The sequence below is a fragment of the Duganella sp. Leaf61 genome (genome assembly GCF_001421905.1).
GTDB lineage: Bacteria > Pseudomonadota > Gammaproteobacteria > Burkholderiales > Burkholderiaceae_D > Rugamonas > Rugamonas zoogloeoides.
Window position 1 is genome coordinate 232,443 of the sequence record NZ_LMLM01000032.1, and the last position, 19,964, is coordinate 252,406.

General features: G+C 63.4%; 19 protein-coding genes. 5 read left to right on the forward strand and 14 right to left on the reverse strand.

Annotated features, from left to right (window positions below):
- Nucleotides 1-158 precede the first annotated feature (158 nt).
- From xth to ASF04_RS24680, 3 genes are read left to right on the forward strand one after another with little or no spacing between them, the layout of a single operon-like run.
- Nucleotides 159-944, forward strand: coding sequence for an exodeoxyribonuclease III (gene xth / locus ASF04_RS24670; protein WP_056147752.1), 786 nt, complete (start codon nucleotides 159-161; stop codon nucleotides 942-944).
- Nucleotides 944-1,765, forward strand: coding sequence for a histidine phosphatase family protein (locus tag ASF04_RS24675; protein WP_082489003.1), 822 nt, complete (start codon nucleotides 944-946; stop codon nucleotides 1,763-1,765). The genes xth and ASF04_RS24675 overlap by 1 nt, the downstream gene beginning before the upstream one ends.
- Nucleotides 1,762-2,727, forward strand: a complete 966-nt coding sequence (locus tag ASF04_RS24680; protein ID WP_056147755.1) for an NAD(P)H-hydrate dehydratase — start codon at nucleotides 1,762-1,764, stop codon at nucleotides 2,725-2,727. The genes ASF04_RS24675 and ASF04_RS24680 overlap by 4 nt, the downstream gene beginning before the upstream one ends.
- Before the next feature lie 27 nt (nucleotides 2,728-2,754).
- On the opposite strand, the gene ASF04_RS24685 is transcribed toward ASF04_RS24680, so the two are convergent.
- From ASF04_RS24685 to ASF04_RS24715, 7 genes are all read right to left on the reverse strand, one after another.
- Nucleotides 2,755-4,443: a peptide chain release factor 3 gene (locus ASF04_RS24685; RefSeq protein WP_056147758.1), complete on the reverse strand. Its 1,689-nt coding sequence runs from the start codon at nucleotides 4,441-4,443 to the stop codon at nucleotides 2,755-2,757.
- 81 nt (nucleotides 4,444-4,524) lie between these two features.
- A complete protein-coding gene (locus ASF04_RS24690; protein ID WP_056148017.1) occupies nucleotides 4,525-9,195 on the reverse strand; it encodes a pilus assembly protein in 4,671 nt (1,556 codons plus the stop codon).
- Nucleotides 9,196-9,197: 2 nt separating this feature from the next.
- Nucleotides 9,198-9,764: a pilus assembly PilX N-terminal domain-containing protein gene (locus tag ASF04_RS24695; protein ID WP_229205193.1), complete on the reverse strand. Its 567-nt coding sequence runs from the start codon at nucleotides 9,762-9,764 to the stop codon at nucleotides 9,198-9,200.
- Entirely contained in the window at nucleotides 9,764-10,966 is a 1,203-nt protein-coding gene (locus ASF04_RS24700; protein ID WP_056147764.1) for a PilW family protein, read from the reverse strand. The genes ASF04_RS24695 and ASF04_RS24700 overlap by 1 nt, the downstream gene beginning before the upstream one ends.
- Before the next feature lie 4 nt (nucleotides 10,967-10,970).
- Entirely contained in the window at nucleotides 10,971-11,495 is a 525-nt protein-coding gene (locus tag ASF04_RS24705; RefSeq protein ID WP_229205194.1) for a hypothetical protein, read from the reverse strand.
- Nucleotides 11,492-12,130, reverse strand: a complete 639-nt coding sequence (locus ASF04_RS24710; protein WP_056147765.1) for a Tfp pilus assembly protein FimT/FimU — start codon at nucleotides 12,128-12,130, stop codon at nucleotides 11,492-11,494. The genes ASF04_RS24705 and ASF04_RS24710 overlap by 4 nt, the downstream gene beginning before the upstream one ends.
- A complete protein-coding gene (locus ASF04_RS24715) occupies nucleotides 12,118-12,546 on the reverse strand; it encodes a type IV pilin protein (protein ID WP_056147768.1) in 429 nt (142 codons plus the stop codon). Before ASF04_RS24715 ends, ASF04_RS24710 begins: the two co-directional genes overlap by 13 nt.
- 145 nt (nucleotides 12,547-12,691) lie before the next feature.
- Between ASF04_RS24715 and ASF04_RS27690 the strand changes: the two genes are divergently transcribed.
- Complete coding sequence (locus tag ASF04_RS27690) at nucleotides 12,692-13,063, forward strand: hypothetical protein (RefSeq protein ID WP_156368762.1); 372 nt, start codon at nucleotides 12,692-12,694, stop codon at nucleotides 13,061-13,063.
- 40 nt (nucleotides 13,064-13,103) lie between these two features.
- Here the strand turns inward: ASF04_RS27690 and ASF04_RS24720 are convergent, their stop codons facing one another.
- The 3 genes from ASF04_RS24720 to ASF04_RS24730 are packed head-to-tail and all read right to left on the reverse strand — an operon-like array spanning nucleotide 13,104 to nucleotide 15,482.
- Nucleotides 13,104-13,673, reverse strand: coding sequence for a hypothetical protein (locus ASF04_RS24720; protein ID WP_056147770.1), 570 nt, complete (start codon nucleotides 13,671-13,673; stop codon nucleotides 13,104-13,106).
- A gap of 46 nt (nucleotides 13,674-13,719) precedes the next feature.
- On the reverse strand, nucleotides 13,720-14,787 hold the full coding sequence (locus ASF04_RS24725) for a HAMP domain-containing sensor histidine kinase (RefSeq protein WP_056147773.1): 1,068 nt from the start codon (nucleotides 14,785-14,787) through the stop codon (nucleotides 13,720-13,722).
- Nucleotides 14,784-15,482 (reverse strand): response regulator transcription factor, encoded by a 699-nt coding sequence (locus tag ASF04_RS24730; RefSeq protein ID WP_056147775.1) that lies wholly within the window; start codon nucleotides 15,480-15,482, stop codon nucleotides 14,784-14,786. The genes ASF04_RS24725 and ASF04_RS24730 overlap by 4 nt, the downstream gene beginning before the upstream one ends.
- 242 nt (nucleotides 15,483-15,724) lie before the next feature.
- Between ASF04_RS24730 and ASF04_RS24735 the strand changes: the two genes are divergently transcribed.
- Nucleotides 15,725-16,531, forward strand: coding sequence for a Crp/Fnr family transcriptional regulator (locus tag ASF04_RS24735; protein ID WP_056147778.1), 807 nt, complete (start codon nucleotides 15,725-15,727; stop codon nucleotides 16,529-16,531).
- 151 nt (nucleotides 16,532-16,682) lie between these two features.
- Here ASF04_RS24735 and ASF04_RS24740 read toward each other — a convergent pair whose 3' ends face one another.
- The 4 genes from ASF04_RS24740 to ASF04_RS24755 form a co-directional block, all read right to left on the reverse strand.
- Nucleotides 16,683-18,143 (reverse strand): CHASE3 domain-containing protein, encoded by a 1,461-nt coding sequence (locus tag ASF04_RS24740; protein ID WP_056147780.1) that lies wholly within the window; start codon nucleotides 18,141-18,143, stop codon nucleotides 16,683-16,685.
- 152 nt (nucleotides 18,144-18,295) lie between these two features.
- Complete coding sequence (locus ASF04_RS24745; protein WP_026636903.1) at nucleotides 18,296-18,928, reverse strand: response regulator transcription factor; 633 nt, start codon at nucleotides 18,926-18,928, stop codon at nucleotides 18,296-18,298.
- Nucleotides 18,929-19,085: 157 nt separating this feature from the next.
- Complete coding sequence (locus tag ASF04_RS24750; RefSeq protein ID WP_026636904.1) at nucleotides 19,086-19,505, reverse strand: MerR family transcriptional regulator; 420 nt, start codon at nucleotides 19,503-19,505, stop codon at nucleotides 19,086-19,088.
- Nucleotides 19,506-19,521: 16 nt separating this feature from the next.
- Entirely contained in the window at nucleotides 19,522-19,869 is a 348-nt protein-coding gene (locus ASF04_RS24755) for an integration host factor subunit alpha (RefSeq protein WP_019919772.1), read from the reverse strand.
- Between the last annotated feature and the right edge of the window lie 95 nt (nucleotides 19,870-19,964).

Genomic DNA, 19,964 nt, shown 5'->3' on the forward strand with positions numbered 1-19,964 from the left:
TTGCGAGGAGATCGAATGTGCGGTCTTGCCCCGCCCTGGCGGGTCCTGGTGCTACGCGAAGCGGACTGTCCTCTTGATAAAATGAAGTATGTCTTCCTCGAAGCGAACGGCCAGATCACCGTGCTGCAGGAAGAGTCATCATCCACGTAAGGAACTCCATGCGCATCGCCACCTTCAACATCAACGGCATCGGCGCCCGCCTGCCGGCCCTGCTGCAATGGCTGCAAGAAACCCAGCCCGACGCGGTCTGTCTGCAAGAGCTGAAAGCGCCGCAGGAAAAATTTCCCGAAGCGGCCCTTCAGGAAATCGGCTACGAGGCCATCTGGCACGGCCAGAAAAGCTGGAACGGCGTGGCCATTCTGGCGCGCGGCGTCAAGCCGATCGAAGTCGGACGCGGGCTGCCCGGCGATCCTGAAGACGAACAGAGCCGCTATATCGAAGCGGTGGTCAACGGCGTGCTCATTTGCGGCCTGTATCTGCCCAACGGCAACCCGGCGCCCGGCCCCAAGTTCGATTACAAGCTCAAATGGTTCGAGCGCCTGATCACGCACGCGGCCGGCCTGATGGAAGCGGGCACGCCTACCGTGATCGCCGGCGATTTCAATGTCATGCCCACCGACCTCGACGTGTACAAGCCCGAGCGCTGGGTCGATGACGCGCTGTTCCGCCCCGAAACGCGCGACGCCTTCCACCGCCTGGTGGCGCAAGGCTGGACCGATGCCCTGCGCACCGTGCACCCGGGCAAGAAAATCTACACGTTCTGGGATTACTTCCGCAACGCGTACGGGCGCGACGCCGGCATCCGCATCGACCATTTGCTCCTGAGCCCGGGCCTGGCGCCGTACCTGAAAAAGGCCGAAGTGGACCGCGACGTCCGCGGCCGCGAAAAGCCCAGCGACCACGCACCGGTATGGATAGAACTTGACCTCGACGGAGACCATTGATGGGCATACTCACAGACCAGCCGGATGACGACGTCGCCGACCTCTTTACCGACACGCCGGTGCAGAAATGGCCACAGAAGATCTGGCTGGTGCGCCACGGCCAGAGCGCCGGCAACGTCGCGCGCGATGCGGCCGAAGCGGCGCAGTTGCATCTGATCGACATCGCCGACCGCGACATGGACGTGCCGCTGTCCGAGCTGGGCGAGCGCCAGGCCGAGGCCATGAGCCACTGGTTCCGGGCACTGGGCCCGGACGGCCAGCCCACCGTGGTGCTGTACTCGCCCTACGTGCGCGCCCGCGCCACCGCCGCTGCGGTCATCTCCAAGGTGGGCCGCGACAACCTGGTAGCGTCGGTGGTGGACGAACGCTTGCGCGAAAAGGAGTTCGGCATCCTCGACCGGCTCACGCCGCTGGGCATCCACGACAAGTATCCGGAACTGGCCGAGCAGCGCCAGCACGTGGGCAAATTCTATTTCCGTCCGCCCGGCGGCGAGAGCTGGTGCGACGTCATCCTGCGCCTGCGCAGCGCGCTCGACACCATCATCCGCGAGTACCGCGGCGAACGGGTGCTGATCGTGGGTCACCAGGTGATCGTCAACTGCTTCCGCTACCTGCTCGAACGCATGGATGAAGAAACCATCCTGGCGATCGACCGCGAGGCCGATGTGCCCAACTGCGGCATTACCGAGTATCGCTACGATCCCGCCCTGGGCAAGCACGGCAAGCTGGTGCTGGTACAGGCCAATTTCGTCGCGCCGCTCGAAGACACCGGCACGCCCGTCACCGACCAGCCGGACATGCCGGCTGCGCCCAAGTCATGAACGTCCCGGCCGGGAATTCCGGTGCCGGTAGCCATGCCGACACGGATAGCAAAGCGGTGCACGACATCACGGCCGGCACGCTGCGTGACTGGCCGCTACCCATGCCGGGCGCGCACGCCGACAAGGAAGTGCGCGGCCACGTGCTGATCGTGGCCGGTTCGCGCGAAATGCCGGGCGCCCTGCTGCTGGCCGCCACCGCCGCCCTGCGCGCGGGCGCCGGCAAGCTGACCATCGCCACCGCTGCCAGCGTGACGGCGGCGCTGGGCGTGGCGCTGCCGGAAGCGCGGGTGATCGGGCTGGAGGAAACACTGGAGGGCGGACTGCGTACACGATCTCCGACCGACGCAGCCGATGCCGCCACAGTGATGCCAGCGCTGCAGCAAGCGTGCGAACGCGCCAGCGCCATCCTGATGGGTCCCGGCATGCAGGACAAGCAGGCCTGCGCCGCGCTGGTGGCCGCGCTGCTGCCTTGCTGCGGCAAGGCTCCGGTGATTCTGGACGCCGGCGCCATGTGCGTAGCCGGCGGTGACGACTGCATGCGCTTCGACACGCCGGTGCTGCTCACGCCTCACGCGGGGGAGCTGGCCGGGCTGACCGGGGAAGACAAACTGCACATCGCCGCCGATCCGCAGGCGGCAGCGCGCGCAGCGGCGCAGCGGCTAAGCGCGGTGGTAGCTCTCAAGGGCTCGACGACCATCATCACCGCACCCGATGGCGGCACGTGGACCCACACGGGCGGCAATACCGGGCTGGCGATATCGGGATCGGGGGATGTACTGGCAGGATTGATCGCCGGCCTGGCCGCACGCGGCGCCACGCTGGAACAAGCGGCTGCCTGGGGCGTGGCCTTGCACGCAATGGCGGGCGAACAACTGTCGCTGCGCCACGGCCCGCTGGGCTACCTGGCCCGCGAGATCAGCGCCGAGGTGCCGGCGCTGCTGCGGGCGTTGTCGGCGCATTAGGCGACCGCCAAGCCCGCAGGGGAGGTATTACACCAGCTTGGCTGAATGCTCACGCGTGGCGTGGAACTGCAACTTCGGCCAGCGCTCCTGAGTCAGGCGCAGGTTGACGCCCGACGTGGCTAGGTAGGCCAGGTTGCCGGCGGCGTCGTAGGCGACGTTGTGGCCCAAGGCGTCTTCGAAGTCGGCCAGCGCCTTCTTGTCGTCGCTCGACACCCAGCGCGCGCTGCTGATGCTCGTGCCTTCGAACACGGCATCGACGCCGTATTCGTTGAGCAGGCGGCTTGCTACCACCTCGAACTGCAGCACGCCGACCGCGCCCAGTACCAGCTCGCCGCCCTGCACCGGCTTGAAGACCTGTACCGCGCCCTCCTCGCCCAACTGCTGCAAACCCTTGTGCAGCTGCTTGATCTTCAAAGGATTACGGATGCGCACAGAGCGGAAGAAGTCCGGCGCGAAGTACGGAATGCCGGTGAAGGTCAGCATCTCGCCTTCGGAAAAACTGTCGCCGATCTGCATGTTGCCGTGGTTGGGCAGGCCGATGATGTCGCCGGCGTACGCTTCTTCCACCTGCTCGCGCGACGATGCCATGAAGGTCACCACCGACGATACCTTGATCTCGCGGCCCAGGCGCAAATGCTTGACCTTCATGCCGCGCTCGAAACGTCCGGAGCATACGCGCAGGAAGGCGATGCGGTCGCGGTGGGCCGGGTCCATATTGGCCTGGATCTTGAACACGAAGCCGGTGAACGGCTGCTCTTTCGGATCGACTTCACGCACGGTGGCGTTACGCTCGCGCGGGGCCGGGGCCCAGTCCACCAGCGCCGACAGAATCTCGCGCACGCCGAAGTTGTTGATGGCGGAACCGAAGAACACGGGCGTCTGCACGCCGGCCAGGAATTCTTCGAGGTCGAACGGGTGCGATGCGCCCTTGACCAGTTCCACTTCCATGCGCAGCTGGTCCATCTCGAGCGGGAACATCTCCTGCAGGCGCGGATTGTCGATGCCTTCGATCAGTTCGAACGCGCCGTCGGCCTTTTCTTCACCGGCCTTGAACAGCATGATGGTGTCGTTGAGCAGGTGGTACACGCCGCGGAAGTTCTTGCCCATGCCGATGGGCCAGGTCACCGGCGCGCACTGGATTTTCAATACCGATTCGAGCTCGTCGAGCAGCTCCAGCGGATCGCGGGTTTCGCGGTCCATCTTGTTCATGAACGTGACGATCGGCGTATTGCGCATGCGGCACACGTCGAGCAGCTTGATGGTCTGCGCTTCCACGCCCTTGGCGGCATCGATCACCATCAGCGCCGAGTCGACTGCCGTCAGTACGCGATAGGTATCTTCCGAGAAGTCCTGGTGGCCGGGCGTGTCGAGCAGGTTGACCACGTGGTCGCGGAACTCGAACTGCATCACCGACGATGCGACCGAAATGCCGCGCTGCTTCTCGATTTCCATCCAGTCGGACGTGGCGTGGCGGCCCGATTTACGGGCTTTCACGGTACCGGCCATCTGGATCGCGCCCGAGAACAGCAGCAGCTTTTCGGTCAGCGTGGTCTTACCCGCATCCGGGTGGGAGATGATGCCGAAGGTGCGGCGGCGCAGCACTTCGCGCGCGATCAGCGCCGGCGTCTTGGCGCTGGCGGCGCTGGCAGACGGGGCGCCGTCGTCGTTAATCTCGCTGTTATTCTCGGGCATTACGTTTTCGATATCGTTGGACATGTGTTCGCGATCTGGGGCGGGTTCTGCAAAACCCTCGATTTTACCGATACTTCGCCACCCCGTGTGAACTTTCCAGATCCGTCATTCTCCTTTCACCCGGCGCCAGCCAACTCTGTGAGCCTCGGCCGACACCTCCTCCACCCCGCGATCGGTCTTTTTGGTGCCATCGGCCAGCGTGGTGATGATTTTTTGCTGGCCATCGGGCAGCCGCACCACGATGTACCCCACCGCCGCCGAGGCGCTCGACAGCGTGACACCGGCCGGATAGCTGCGCACCGAATGGCCGTTGCACACGTTGAGCTGGTACAGATTGCTCGAACCGCCTACCGAGCATGAAGACGACGACGTCGGCATATTGGTGACCAGGTTGGCCACGCCGCTGATGATCTGCGGGTCAAGGTTCATCCGTTCGCCGGCGTTGAGCGAAAAGTCCAGGTACCAGCCATCGCGCTGGGCCAGGTCCACGGCGTTGTCGGTGATCGCATAGGTCGCGGAATTGGTACCGTCATTGGACAAACTCAGGGACTGCCGCACCATGGTCGAGCCGCGCACGTTGACGGTGGCGCCGCTATCCTTGACCACGTACAGGCTCTGGAGATCGGTGTTCGACGTATCGGGAATATCGAGCAGCCGCCCCGTGCCGAACAGGACCATGCGCATGCCCTGCAGCACGGTGCTGGTCACGCCGTTGCTGGTGCTGGTGGCGGGCACGCCGCACAGCGTGACGTCGGGCCGGGTGGTGATCGGTTTCAGCGCGCCGGCGTCGCCCATCTTGAGCACTGCCACCGCGCCGCTGGTGGCAGTAAAATCGAAGCGCCACATCTGGCCCAGCAGATCGCCGCCGTACACATAGGTCGCGCGCGGATCGGTGGCCGGATCATTCGAGATTGCCGTGATGCGCGCCAGCCCCGAAGGCGTGGTGGTGTCGCCCGAACCGGTGGGAATTTTTTTCAGCAGCTCGCCCGTGTACGCATCGAGCACGTACAGGTAGCCCTTGCCGTCGCCGCCGGCCACGCCGTCGATGCCCGGCACGTTGTTGTAGCCGGACGTAAGGAACACCACCCAGCGGCCGTCGGCCAGCGTGCCGAATTGCGGATTACCGAAAGTGAGGCCGATATCGGCATCGCTGCGCGCACACACGCTGGCATCGGCGCAGAACTCCCATAGCTGCTTGGGCGCCGAATGCGTATCGGTGATGTCGAGCGCATAGTAGCCGCGTCCACCGGCGTTCAGGCCCGCCACCAGGACCGTGCGCCACTGCTTGCCGGCGCCGATGGTCACCTTGATGTCCGCCACCTCGGGCGAGCCGTCGGTGGTGTACTGGTGGTTGGTGCCATAGGTGCTGCTGGCCAGGCCGGGCAGCTTTTTCATGGTAATGCGCGGTACGTACGCCCACAGCTCGTTGCCGCTGGCGCCATCGAACGCGTGGACCATGCCGTCGTTGGCGGCGACGAACACCGCGCCGCGCCGGAACAGGGGGTTGCCGGGGTCGGTGCGGGCGTCCTTGAAGGCGTCGTAGCTGGTGTCCGGGTAATCGGCCAGCGGCGCGCGCACATAGGCCGGCTTCGACGAGGCGATATCACCGAGCACGATCGGCAGCGGGCCGGTGGCGCCAACCGGCGTGGTGGGCGTGATGCCATAGGCGCGGTAGCGGATATCGTCGGCATACTGCTGCTGGCCGCGCAGCCAGTTGACCATGTTGGTGCCGTCGTTGACGATGGCCTTGTCGGCAGTGGACAGCTGCGTGCATTGCGCCAGCACGCCGCACTTGTTGCTGAACCAGCCGGCCATGGCGCCGCTCATGTTGGCAAAGGTGAACGGCACCGTGTCGCTGCCGGCCGCGCCGCCGGCATTCATCATGACGATGGTGCGCGCGTCGGTGGCGGCGGCCACCTGCCGCCCGAGCGTGCTGTGGCTGCTCCAGACCGGGGCCGTGTTGGCCGTGCCGTCGGTGATGTCGATCTTCTGGTCCAGCAGTTCGCCGAACCATTTGACGGTGGTGAAGGTGCTGGAAAAGATATCGTTGTCGGACTGGGTAACGTTGGGGGTGGACGTGGCGGCAGCGGCTGCCGCCCCGGTGCGGATCTGCATGTTCGACAGCGCTTCGCTCAAGCCATTGACCACGTCGCGCGGTTCCTGTGCGCTGAAGTATTTGCCATGGCCGTTGATAGCGGCGTGCCACAGGTCGTCCACGCGCTCCTGCACCGTGTTGGCCGACACGCCGGTTTGCGGATCGGGCCACACGTAGGGGCCGTTGTTGTTCCAAGGGCATCCGGTGGCGGCGGCCGTGATCAGGTTGTAAAAATCGCCGCCGGTGCGGGGGGCCTTGTCGTAATTGGGCTCGTACGTCATCACGCCGTCCACGCCCAGGCCCAGCGTGTAGGTGTTCATGTGCAGGTGGGTGTTTTCGCCGGCGCCGGCCGGCACCGAACCGGGCTTGGTCATGTCTTCGAGTTCCGGCCGCAGCGACGTGGTGCCGGTGCTCGATCCGCCGTTATACCAGTGCAGCGCCACGTCAGAAATCGACGGTTGCGCCTGCGTGCGCGCATCGACGCAGCCGCGCGCCTGGGTGCAGAAGCGCGACGGGTTTTCCACGTTGTCGTTGTTGCGGACGTTGGCGGTGCTGCTGCCGTTCCAGTAGCCGTCGGTAGTCAGTATCAAGAAATTCTGCTGGCACGGGTACTGCACCACCTCGGCCCCCTTGTCGTACGCATACGGCGACAGGTTGGCGAACATGCGGCCCACGTTGTCCATCGCGGTGCGGATCGGCGTGGCGCCAGACGACGTGGTGTTGTACAGCAGCGAATACCAGCTCTCTCGCGCGCTGCCGGTGAAGTCTGCCGGTTTCAGATCGATGGCGCCGCCCGCCCCCGCCGTTGATAATTTGACGTAGCCCACCTTGTAATTGCTGGTGATCGGCGAAAACGCGATGCCCAGCGACGTCTTCATCATTTGCAGCCGGCTCTTGTAGTACACATACCAGTTGGCGAAGTTGGTCATCTCCTCGGCATAGGTGCAACTGGCGCCGGCACAGTCGATACGGTCGGCCGCCTTGGGATAGGTACGGCCGCTGACGATGTTGACCCGCACGAACGGATTCGGTGCGCCCAAGCCGCCCGAGATCGACGCAGTGCTGGTGGGTATGGCGTCGTTGACGGCCGGCGCGTAACCGCTGGTGGCGCCGCGCACCCAGCTCAGGCCGCCCTGGTTGTCGATGGTGAAATTGCTGATCGCCGCGTTGTTGGACGTGACGCCGTAGTTGATCAGGCAGACATTGGTGCTGGACAGGCCCGGGCACAGCGCATTGCCGCCGATATAGGCGCGGATATTGCCGCTGGTGCCGATTTTGCCGGCAATCGCATTGGCGACGTAAGCGGGGCTGCGGTTGCGGCCCAGGTCCAGGTAGCTCGGGTTGGTAAACAGGCTGTTGCCGATCAGCGTGGTGGAACCGAGCGACAGGTTGCGCACCACGGCGTTCTGGCTGTTCGAGGTATTCGAGCCGGAAAACGTGATCACCGAGCGCGCCGGCGTGGCGCTCGACACCTGCACCTGCGGCGCATCGACCGTCAATCCCCACCCCTGGCGACTGAGATCGTTGACCACCACGCAATTGGTCAGGCTCTTGGTGTTGCCCACGCAAATCAGGGGCACGACGGCCACGACATTCTCTGCGCCGATGGTGATGCCGAACAGGCTGCACGCGGGCACGGTGGACTGGCCGGTCGGCGTTTTCACGCATGCATACATCTGCCGCAACGAGTTGTTGGGCGTGGCGATGATGGCTGCCGCCAGGGCGCTGGCCATGGTCTGCTGCTTGAACGCGGTGTTGGTGCCGGCGGGTGCGGTGACGGTGTTGGCGATCAAGGCGCTGGTGTTGCCCTGGGAATCGGTCAACGTCACGTCGCTGATGCCGAGCGACGTGGCCGTGGCCGACGCACCGATCGAAATGGTGCCGTAGGCGGCCAGCGCCCCGGTCGGCTGAGAATAGGACGGATAGATAAAATTGCCCACGCGCTTGCCCTGGCATTGCGTCAACTGGCGGTCGCTGCACCAGCGCACCTTGACCGGCACCGGGTAGCCGGGCGGCGCGTTGGCGCCGATGGCGGTCGAGACGCAGCTGCGCAGGGTGTCGTCGGCGCAGTATTGGCCCACGCCGATGGTGTAGTAGTACGGGCCGGTGGTGGTGGCGTACGGCGTCTGGTACAGCAGGTCCGGGTAGGTATAGCTGGAGGTGTTGGTCTGGCAGGTCAGCGTATTGTTGATGACCACGCACCAGCGCAGGTCGGGAAAACCGGTTACCAGGTTGATATTGCTGTTGACGCTGTTGCCGGCCAGGTCGGCGCGGCTGACGCCATAGCCGTCGCCGCTTACCGATGTCCAGTTGCTGGTATTGGCGGCGTTTTGCACCGGGTAGGCGCTGCCGTCGGCGCGCACCGGCACGGCGTAGCGAATTTGCGGGTTGTAGTACTGCTTGTTGAAGTCCGGGCTCATGAACGGCGGATGGCCGACCGCGCACGCCATCACGCCAAAGGCGAGACTGAAGCTGCTGCGACAGATGTTGTCGTTGACGTAGTCGGGCGTATAGGTCTGGTCCATCGAGCCGGAGTTGTCGAACAACAGCATCAGGTTGGGCTTGACCGTACCGGTGCCAGTGATGTTGAGCAACGGCACCTGGGCGATCTGGGTTTGCGCGGCCATCGCGGACCAGGGCGCCAGCGCCAGCAGAAGCAGGAGTCGAAGTAAATGTTTCATGATCATGGTCCTTTCAGCACCACCGCCTGCGTTACCACGTTGCCGCCGCGCGGGCCGTTGATGCGTGCCGTCACCACGTAGTGCAGCTGCGGCTGGGTGGCGTAGCGCGCGCTGCCCAGCGCCAGCGAACTGCCGAACGCCACCGGCGTCGGCGCGTCCGGCCGGGCCGACGTCTTGATGCAGTTGTTGCCGTTGTAGGGGCCGGGGAAGTCGCACATGCGGTGGATCACGTATTCGACCCGGTCGCCGGCAGCGTTGGCCGCCATGGTGACCGAGCCGGTCCAGAACGCCGGCGTGCTCACGGTCCAGGTGGACGTGAGCGTGGCGACGTAGCCGTGCGCCGCCTGGTTGGTGTCGAGGTCGGCCTTGTTGGCGACCGTGCGCAGGTAGGCAAAGCCGGCGTGCAGCCCGGCGTCCGCTGCCTTGGCCAGCGCCGAATCGTAGGCCAGGTTGGCCGTGGTGAGCGCGCTCGACGTGCTGGACTTGATCAGGTAGATGCCGCTCACCATCATCACGGTCAGCATGATCAGCATGATCGGCAGCGCAATCCCCTGTTGGCGCTTGTTCATCATGGCCGCCACTGGGCATTGCGGATCGGGACGATGGTCTCGAACACGCGGTAGCGGTAGCACTTCCAGTCCACCGGGTCGCCGGTCACCGCCACGTTGACCTGGATCGGCGCCGCCGCCACGCTGGCTGGCGCCGCCTGCGCGAACACGGTGGGCAGCACGGTGGTGGCGGTACACGCGCCGTTGGCGCCGGGGCGCTCGGTGGTCTTGCTGCGCGCCACTACTGCCAGGCGCACCGCCCCTACCCGCTGGTAGTCGCCGGCGCCGCCGACCAGGCCGTCGCCGTCGGCGTCGATCATGGTGGCGCTCCAGATGCCGATGCGCATGCCGGTGGCGGTGGTCTCCCCCCAGCTGCTGTTGCCGGGCGTATTCGGGTTGTAATTCGGTACGGTACGGTTGTCGAAGCCGTACTGTGCCTTGAGCGAGACGATATTGTCGCTCACCGACGCGCCATCGGCCTCCGAGCCCGGCATGTCGGTGGCGCGCAGCAGCAGCACGCCGGCGCGCACCGACCAGGTGTGGAAGTGCAGCCGGTCCGCGCTGCCGAGGTTGTACAAATAGGCCAGGTTGACCTCGTACGGCAAACCCAGCCCTGCCTGGGGATTGAAGCGGAACTGGCCGCCGGTGGCAATCGTCAACCGGTTGGAAGACGCGCCGCTGCCGGCGCCCGACATTTGCATCAGCGTGCAGCGGGCGCCGGCGGCAGCCAGCGGTGCAACCACCAGCACATCGCCGACATTGAAATCGTAGGGATTGCGGCTGTCCACCGCAATCGAGCTTTCGCCCGGCGCGTAGTTGGCGGCGAGCTTGACCGAGCCGATGCCGGTCTGCGACGTACCGCTGTAGAACGTCACCAGGTCGGGGCCCGCCCCGCGCGATTCGATCACCACGGGTGCGAGCGGCGTGATGTCGAGGCCGCCGCGCTGCGCGACCGCCATCCGAAAGCCACGGCTGTCCGAGAACTCGGTATTGCAACCGGCCAGCATGGGATCGTTCAGGCCCCAGCCGGCATCGGCGGCGTCGTTGCTGAGCGAATACAGCGCCAGCATGCCGTTCTGCATCGCATCCGATCCACCGACCGCCGCATCCTTGGCCTTTTCGCCGCCGATCACCAGCCGCGTGGCAAAGGTAATCGCCAGCATGCCGATCACGATGCTGACCATGAGTTCGACGATGGAAAATCCGTGGCGGTGGCTGAGCATGGCTTCAGTTGGCAATGTAGGCGGTGACGACGTGGCGATTCTGCTCGCCGGCAGCCTTGCGCTGCCAGCTGATGCCGATATTCACCTGCGACTGCTGGGTTTGATCCACCACCCGCACCGACAGTTTGGCGCCGGGAATCGCCCGCCGTGTTTCCTGCGCCCATGGCGCCAGAAAGCTGTTGGGCGTGGCGCCTTCGGCCAGGTTGTAGCTGGCCAGGTTGGCAATGTCGGTATTCATCGTACCCAGCAGCTTTTCAGCCGCCATGGTGGCTTCGGCACGCATGCTGGCGTCCGACAGCGCCGCGTAGGCGCGCGCCTGCAGGCCGATCATGCCGAGCAGGCCGATGCCGAGGATGACGATGGCGATCAGCGCTTCCAGTAAAGCGATGCCCGATTGGCGCGCGGCCGGATGCGATGGCGACGGCGGCGCGCTGGCGTGCTTAGGCACGGCTTTTATCGCTTTCCACGCGGCGCCTGGCTTCGCCGGCGAAGTGGTCAGCTCGGTAGCACGGCGACCTGGTGTTTTCATGGCGGACATCCCCGGCTATCCGTACTCGCCACGCTCGGGTTGCACTTGGTGGGCATCCCAGCGAGGGTAACGACCAGCGCCACTGGCGGCACGTCGGCGGCATAGGCGCTGGCCGGAGTCAAGCGCAGGCTCGACAGCCGGTTGCCCACCACCGGATCGACCCAGCCCAGCGCGTTGTAATACACCTGGCTGGCGCCATCGGGCCGGGTGCTGGGCACCAGCACTTCGTGCGGCGGCAGTGCGCTCGCCGCGCGGAACACCGACTTCCAGCCGCCCTGCCCCTGTGGATCGGCAGAAGAGGCGGCCGCCGTGGTGGACCAGGCGCCTTCGGCGTCGGTGCAGCGCGCGTCGGGTGTCGGGAAACAGATATCGACTTGCCAGTCCATCTGGCCGGTTGTCACATTCGGCGTGAGCGAGATGCGGCTGTGGCTGTTGTGAGCGATGGCCTGCCGCCGCGCCAGGCTGAAGCCGTCGGCGTAAAATTCGCTGGCGGCACGGGCGCGGTTGGCCAGCAGCCAGTGGCTGGCGTTCGGAATACCGACCGCCAGCATGATGCCGATAATCGACACCGTCACCAGCAGCTCGATCATGGTCAAGCCGTGCTGGCTGGCGCTGACAGCGCTCAGTTGGAACATGTGCCGCCCTTGTGATCGACCCAGCACGAAGTACTGGTGCCCCAGCCGGCCGGGCTGCCGGTGGTGGCGCGGGTACCGTTCTGGTCCACCGTATAGACGAAGCCGGCAGTCTTGCCGGCGCCGGTAGCGGTAAGCTTGTAACCGGAAGCGCTGGCGTCGGTCAGGGTGTAGGTGAAGTTGGCCGTATTGGCCGGGAAACCGGTCGCGGCGGCAAAGCCATCATAAGTACGGTTGTTGGACCAGAACTGTTCGGCGGCCGGCTGGGCGCCACCGAGCGCGGAGAACGCTTCGCTCAGGCGGCTGCGGGTGACGTAGTCGGTGTACAACGGAATCGCGACCGCCAGCAAAATGCCAATAATGGCAACGCTGACCATCAGTTCGATCAGGGTGAAGCCGCGTGGCGAGCGTTGGTGCATGACTATCTCCGGGCAGTGGTTCCTGGAAACATTGTAGTGCGGCAAGCTTGCATTTCCCTGAGGGAATGCTGACAAATTGCTGACGGCCAAGATATAAGTGGATAGAGTTGCACCTCACGTGGTTCAAAATTTGTGGATGGCGAGAATGGAGGCACTGTTGCGCAAACTGGCTTCGTACCTGACGTCAATTGGAGTGGTCAGCATGCTTGCCGCTACCCTGACCTACGTTTCCCTGGCAGTGCCTGGGCGCGTAAGCGCGGTTTGCGCCAACGTGGGCAAGCCAATCTATTGTCCAGTGCTTGCCTACGGCTTTCCGTTGCCATTCCTGGCAGATAGCCAGGGTATCTCGCCGGTTGGTTCAGTCGCCAGAGACCCGTTATCAGTATTGATCGGTGAGGATGATATTTTGTGGGGGCGGTTGGCAATCACCGCTTTGTTCTGGATGCTGGTGTCGATAGCCGCTCGACGGTTCTGGCTGCGCCGACGGCGTAATCTTGCCCCACGGTTAAAAGAATGAACGCTCAGTTCCATGAGTCAGCGTTACGTATCCGCCATCACTACACCTTGCCAGTGATCGTGGCGACACGATGCCCCAGCCTGGCGCTGACAGCGGCGATAAATTCGTCCGATAGCGGCGACCAGTTCCAGAATTGAAACGCCAGCACGACGAAACCGACGTCCGGGTGGATCCAGCGCGACAGCATAATGGCGCGGCCGCAACTGTCACAGATCATGGTGTCGCCCTTATGCTCGAACCACATTTCGCCGGCCTCCCATAAATTGTCGATGGGAGAGAGCGCTGTGCATTCGGGACAGGCGACCGGGCCAAACTCTCCCTGGTGATTGCACACTACCGACCGGCCGGTCAGTACCTTCAGGCCGTTGGTGGCCATCCGGGAGAACTCCGCATAATTTCCATTCAAGGCGGCATCTTCTTTCCCACCGCACGCCTGCATGAAGCGTGGTCCCGGCGGATAGCAGGCGCCCTCGCCCAGGCAGCCATCGCATAGCCGGTCTTCGATGATCTGCTCGGCGATAAGCCATGCCAGAACGTCGCTTGCCAACTCGCGTGCATGCTCGGCAGTTGTCACTTCAACGTCGATAATCGCTTGATTGTAGTCGCCCATGTCACTTTCTTGTCTGAATTCAAAAATCTACCCAACAGCTTAAGGCTTACGGGAAATGTACCTCGAACACCGCCCCCCGCCCCTCAATCCCGTCGCCTACCGTCAACGCCGCCCCATGTACCCGGGCGATATCGCGCACGATCGCCAGGCCCAGGCCGCTACCGTGCGATTTATCATCGAGCCGCACGTAGCGGCTGAAGATATCGGCCCGACGTGCGGCAGGAATGCCGGGACCGTTGTCCTCTACCGCGAGAAAAACACGCTCCTCTGCACTGCCGCAGCGCACCGTCACCGCCCCGCCCGACGGCGTGTAGCGCAGCGCGTTGTCAATCAGGTTGTCGATCAGGTCGCGCAGCAGGAAGCGGTCGCCCGTCACCGGTGCCGGCTGCAGTTCGAAACCGAGGTCGATGCCCTTGCGTGCTGCTTGCTCGACGAACAGCTGGATCGCTTCGCCTACCAGGGCCTCCAACGCCAGCGGTTCGAGCCTGGCCTTTTCAAAGTGGTGCGGTTCGGCGCGCGCCAGTGACAGCAGCTGGTTGGTCTGCCTGATCATGCGCTCGGTCGCGGCCTGCATCAGGCGCACCGATTGCGCCGTCTCAGGTTCAGCGTGGCGCGCGCCCAGCCATTCGAGCTGGGTTTTCAGGCCGGCCAGCGGCGTGCGCAACTGGTGCGCCACGTTGGCCAGGAAATCCTGCCGTGCCTTGGCGCCCTCGCCCACTTTTTCCAGCAAGCCGTTCATGGCGGACACCACCGGTTCGAGCTCGTACGGCACCCGCGACGGGTCGAGCGGCGCCAGTTCGTCGGCTTCGCGTGCGCTCAGGTCGGCGCGCAGCCGATTCAATGGCCGCAAGCCGTTGCTGACCGAGAACCAGATCAGGCCTATGCTGGCGACGGCAAACACGCCTTCCATCAACAGCAGCGCGCGCAGCACGGCCTGGCGCAACTGCTCCTGCTTGCGCAAGGTGTCGGCGGGAGCCTGCGTGGTGGCCGCTGTGGGCGCCGCCAGGGGCGCCGGCAGCGAGGCCAGCTTGTAGGCCAACAAGCCGCCGGCCAGGTTGATCAACAGGATCGGACCGATCAGCCACTTGAGCAACCGCAGCCGGATGCTGGTCATGGCGCGGCGTCGGCTGACGGAAGCGGAATCGGAGCCGGTTCAAGCATGTAACCGAAGCCACGGATGGTGCGAATCGCCACCCCGGCGTCGGCAATTTTCAGCCGCAGGCGCGACACATAGACTTCCACCGCGTTGAGCGTCAGGTCGTCACCCCAGGGCAAGATGGCTTCGATGATCTGCTGCTTCGAAACAACCCGCGCGCCGTGCTGGAGCAGGTACTCGAGCACGGTCCATTCGCGCACCGACAGGTCCACCACACGGTCGCGCACGCGGGCGCGGCGGGTGGCGCAGTCGAGCGTGAGCTCGCCCATGGCCAGCACCGCCGGCGGCTCGCCGTGGCGCCGCGCCAGTGCCCGCACGCGCGCCACCAGCTCGGCGCTGGCAAACGGTTTGACCAGGTAGTCGTCGGCGCCGGTTTCCAGCCCGCGCACGCGGTCTTCGATGGCGTCACGCGCGGTGAGCAGCAGCACCGGCACCCGGCCGCCGCGCGCGCGCAACCGCCGCACCACTTCGAAGCCGTCCATGCCGGGCAGGCCGATATCGAGCACCACCACCTCGGCGGCATCGGCGCGCTGCAACAGCTGGTCGGCAGCGTTACCGTTATCGACCACCTGCACCGTCATGCCCTGCGCTGTCATCACGCGGCACAAGCCGTCGGCAATCACGCTGTCGTCCTCCACTACCAGTATCTGCATGGTGTGCGCCGTATTTGTTGGATATATGCATTATGCGCCCACGCCGCTCAGAAACCTACAGTGCGACGTAGGACCAGACCTACAAGACTGTGTAGCCCATGCCTACAGAGGGGCGCCCCCTCGTCTTATGTTCGGGAATTAACATTGCCCATACGATGGGGCCTATACGTGAGGTAACTCACACAAAGCTTTCAAAGTAACGCCTGAAACATCGAATTAGTCAGACATCAGCGAGGAAAAATATGATCAACGTCCCAAGCAACGCCACCGTCGCACCGGTACCGCGCCGTCTTTCAGTCGGCGCCGACCACGTCAAGGCGTCGTCGCGGCCCGTGGTCACTTACAGCGGCACCCAGCAAAATGAATTGCTGGCCGCGCTGCCGCGCGATGTTCTCGAATCGCTGTTCGAGCACCTGGAACTGGTGACCCTGCCCTTCGGCAAGGAACTGTTCGAATTCGGCGGCGCCATGGATTATGTGTATTTCCCCACCACCGCCATCGTCTCGTTGCTGTACGTCATGGAAGACGGCGCCACCACCGAGATTGCCGTGGTCGGCCACGAAGGCGTGATCGGCGTGTCGTTGTTCGATGGCGAGCGCGCCATGTGCAGCGCCGTGACGCAAGCGGCCGGTTACGGCTATCGCATGAAAACCCAGCACCTGCGCGCAGCGTTCAGCCAGGGCGGCGCCCTGCCTGCATTGCTGATGCGCTACAACACGGCGCTGTTCGCCCAGATGGCGCAAAACGCCGTCGGTGGCCGCCACAGCTCGATCGAACAGAAACTGTGCCGCTGGCTGCTCGACCGCCTCGACCGTTCGCCAGGCAATGCGCTGAAAGTTACGCAGGAAATGATTTCCATCATGCTCGGCGTACGTCGCGAGAGCATTACCGCCGCAGCCGGCAAGCTGCAGGACGAAGGCCTGATCACCTACCGCCGCGGCAATATCACCGTGCTCGACCGCTCGGCACTGGAAGCGTATGCTGGTGAATGCTACAAGGTCGCCAAGACCGAATACGATCGCCTGCTGGTCGATGTCGGCCGCTGCTGATCGCATGCCGTTATCGCCGCTACTCCGTTGTTCAGCTCACCTGCGCTTGCGCTACCACCGGCGGTAACGAACCGCGCAGCACGATTTCAGGAATTACCCGTCTAAACAGGTGGCGCGCAAGCAGCACCTCATTCCTTACCGATATAGGGTTTTAAGCCGCCGGCGCAGCCCGGCGCTCTTCCATCATGAAAGCGGGCGCGGCCCGTTTTTCTTCTTGCGGCGCCACATTGTCATGCACGGGTATCGCCACTTCGATACAGGTCCCGCAGTCATTGCGGCCGCGCCGGATATTCAGGGTGCCGCCGAGCAGCAAGGCGCGTTCGCGCATGCCCAGCAAGCCGTGCGACATCGGCTTTTCGATGTTAGCGGCGGAAATCCCCACGCCATCATCGATGATGCGCAGCATCAGGCCTTCCTGGTTACGATTGAGCATGACCGAAACCCGGCTGGCCTTGGCGTATTTGCGGATATTGTTCAGCGATTCCTGGACAATGCGGAACAAGGCGATCGACAGGTCGCCGGCATCGCGCGTCAGCAATTCGATCTCGTCGTCCACATCGCAGTCGCAGCGCACCGTCGCCATGCGGGAAAATTCCTGGCAATAGCTTTCAATCGCCGCGCACAGGCCCAGGTTGTCCAGCAGGCTCGGGCGCAGGTTCTCGACGATGCGGCGCTTCATTTCCACCACTTCCACCAGCGAACCGCGCGCACGCTTGAGCTGGGCCGCCAGTTCGGGATCGGTCTTTTGCAACTTCATGGTGACCGCCGCGATGTCCATGTTGATGGACGTCAAATGGGCGCCGATTTCATCGTGCAGCTCGCGTGACAGCCTGACCTTTTCCTCTTCGCTGATACTGATCAGGTGGCGCGACAATACCGACAGCTGCTCGGTACGCTGCTCGACCTGCGATTCCAGGTTTTCGTTGGCAATTTTCAGCGCATGTTCGGCCTCGGCGCGGGTGGCGAAGCTGCGCCCCACCAGCTGGTAGAACATGATCAGCACCACGATGGCGACCGCATTGATGCCCATGCCCAGTATCACGGCCTTCTGGTATTCCTCGTAGAACATGGCGCTGCGGGCCTTGAGCGTTTCGTTCTGCTCCTGCTCCATGATGACCACCTGCAGGCGGATTTCATCCATGCTGGCGCGGCCGTCGCTCACGCGCGCGATCTTGACGATTTCGCTGAGCCCGCCTTCTCGATAGACGTCGAGCGACTGGGTCATGATGGTCAGGCGACGACGCACCAGGGTTTTTAATTGCGCCAGGTTTTTCAGCTGGTTGGGATTATCGGCCAGCAGCTTTTCCAGCTCGCGGAACTCCGCTTCGCTCTCGGCCAGCGCGGTGCGCGTGGGGCCCAGGTAGGCGTCATGGTCGGACAGGAAATAGCCTCGCATGCTGCTCTCGGCGTCGAGCACCAGCACATTCAGGTATTGGAGACGGTCGGCGACGCGGGCGGTCTGACCGATCAGGACCTGGGCGCCGCGCAGCGCCTGCAGGTTGTGGAACAGGCTGAACCCGTTAACGATCAACAATAAGGCGCAGGTGACGCACAGGACAGTCTTGTACAGCGGCAAGCGACGATGCGGCGCTGAATCGACGGTGAAATACATCCTCTTCCTTCAATCAGTAAGGCGACAGCACGCCCAAGCCAATCAATTATAGACGGGAAGTAAGATGAGTGCGCACTGCAACAGTGCGCAAAGAAAAGATAGATGCCCGCCCGCACCACAAGGAATTTCCCTGCGGAATCAGGCGTGGTTTGTTAGTCAAGCAGATTGTTTTTCATGGCGTAATAGGTCAAGTCGCTATTGGACTGCATGCCCATTTTTTCCATGATGCGGGTACGGTAAGTACTCACGGTCTTGATGCTGAGCGACAGCGCCACACCGATATCGGACACGGTGGCGCCACGTGCCAGGCGCAGAAACACCTGGAACTCGCGGTCCGACAACTCGGTATGCAGCGCCGTGTTGGGGTCGCGGTCGAAGCTTTGCGCCAGCAGTTCGCCGACGGTGGAACTGACATAACGACGACCCTGGTACACGGTGCGCACGGCGGTCATCAGCTCGTCCGCTTCGCATTCCTTGTTCAGATATCCGTTAGCGCCCATCTTGAACAGGTTGAGTGCGTACTGCTGCGCCGGATAGCCGGACAGGATCAGCACCGGAAGGTCGGGCTGGCCTTGTCGGATGGTGCGCAGGGTATCGATGCCGCTTTGATCTGGCATGGCGATATCGAGCAACAGCACATCGCAGATTTCGCGGCGCGCAATGTCGAGCGCTTCACGCCCGGTACCGGCTTCCGCCACCACATCGAAATCGTCCGAAGACGAAAAAATCTGTTTGAAACCTGCTCTTACTATTTGATGGTCGTCACAAATGGCAACGCGTATCATTGTTTCCTCTCGTCGTGTCCGGCATACGCGCCTTGGGCGCGGGCCGGACTTCACGCCACCGTATTTCAGCAGTCGCTGACTTATTAAATAATATTGAAAGTATATCAGCAATCACACTTTTGACGTATCGTTCGCCAGCGGTGCGCACCACGCGGTGTTATTGCCCTTGCCTGAGCAGACCGAGAATATCGAGCAGTTCGCTACGTATCAACTCGCGGTCCAGCGGAGCAGGAACGTCCACCGGGGCAATGTCGTTGACAGACGCTTGTGCATCATACTCTTCCTGGATGCCGCCGTAGGCACGGCTGTCGAGTTTATTGCGCGCACCGCTGATCGTGAACCCTTGTTCATACAGCAGTTCGCGGATACGGCGTATCAGCAACACTTCGTGGTGTTGATAATAGCGGCGGTTGCCGCGCCGCTTGACGGGCTTGAGCTGGGTGAACTCCTGCTCCCAATAACGCAGCACATGCGGCTTGACGCCACACAGTTCGCTCACTTCGCCGATGGTGAAGTAGCGTTTGGCGGGGATCGGTGGCAAAGCCACCAGCTCGGATTTGGCGGGACGATCGTTTATCAAGAATCAGCTCCGGTCAGGCGGCGCGCGCCATCGGATTGCTCTCTTCGACCATGCCCTTGAGTTTTTGGCTGGCATGGAAGGTCACGACGCGACGCGCCGTGATGGGAATTTCTTCCCCGGTCTTGGGGTTGCGGCCAGGACGCTGCGGCTTGTCGCGCAACTGGAAGTTGCCGAAGCCGGACAGCTTGACCGCCTCGCCGCGCTCAAGCGCGTTGCGGATTTCATCAAAGAAGGTTTCCACCATGTCTTTGGCCTCGCGCTTATTCAGGCCCACTTGCTCGAACAGCAGTTCGGCAAGCTCCGCCTTGGTCAGCGTGGGCAAATCCTTTTCTGCATCCTGGCGTACCTTGGCCACTTGCATGGCCCGGTGCAAATCGGCAGCCAATGCTGACTGGAGTACGGCGGAATCAACGTCGTGATTATTAATTTTCCTGCCCTGCCTTTAAAAACGCATGA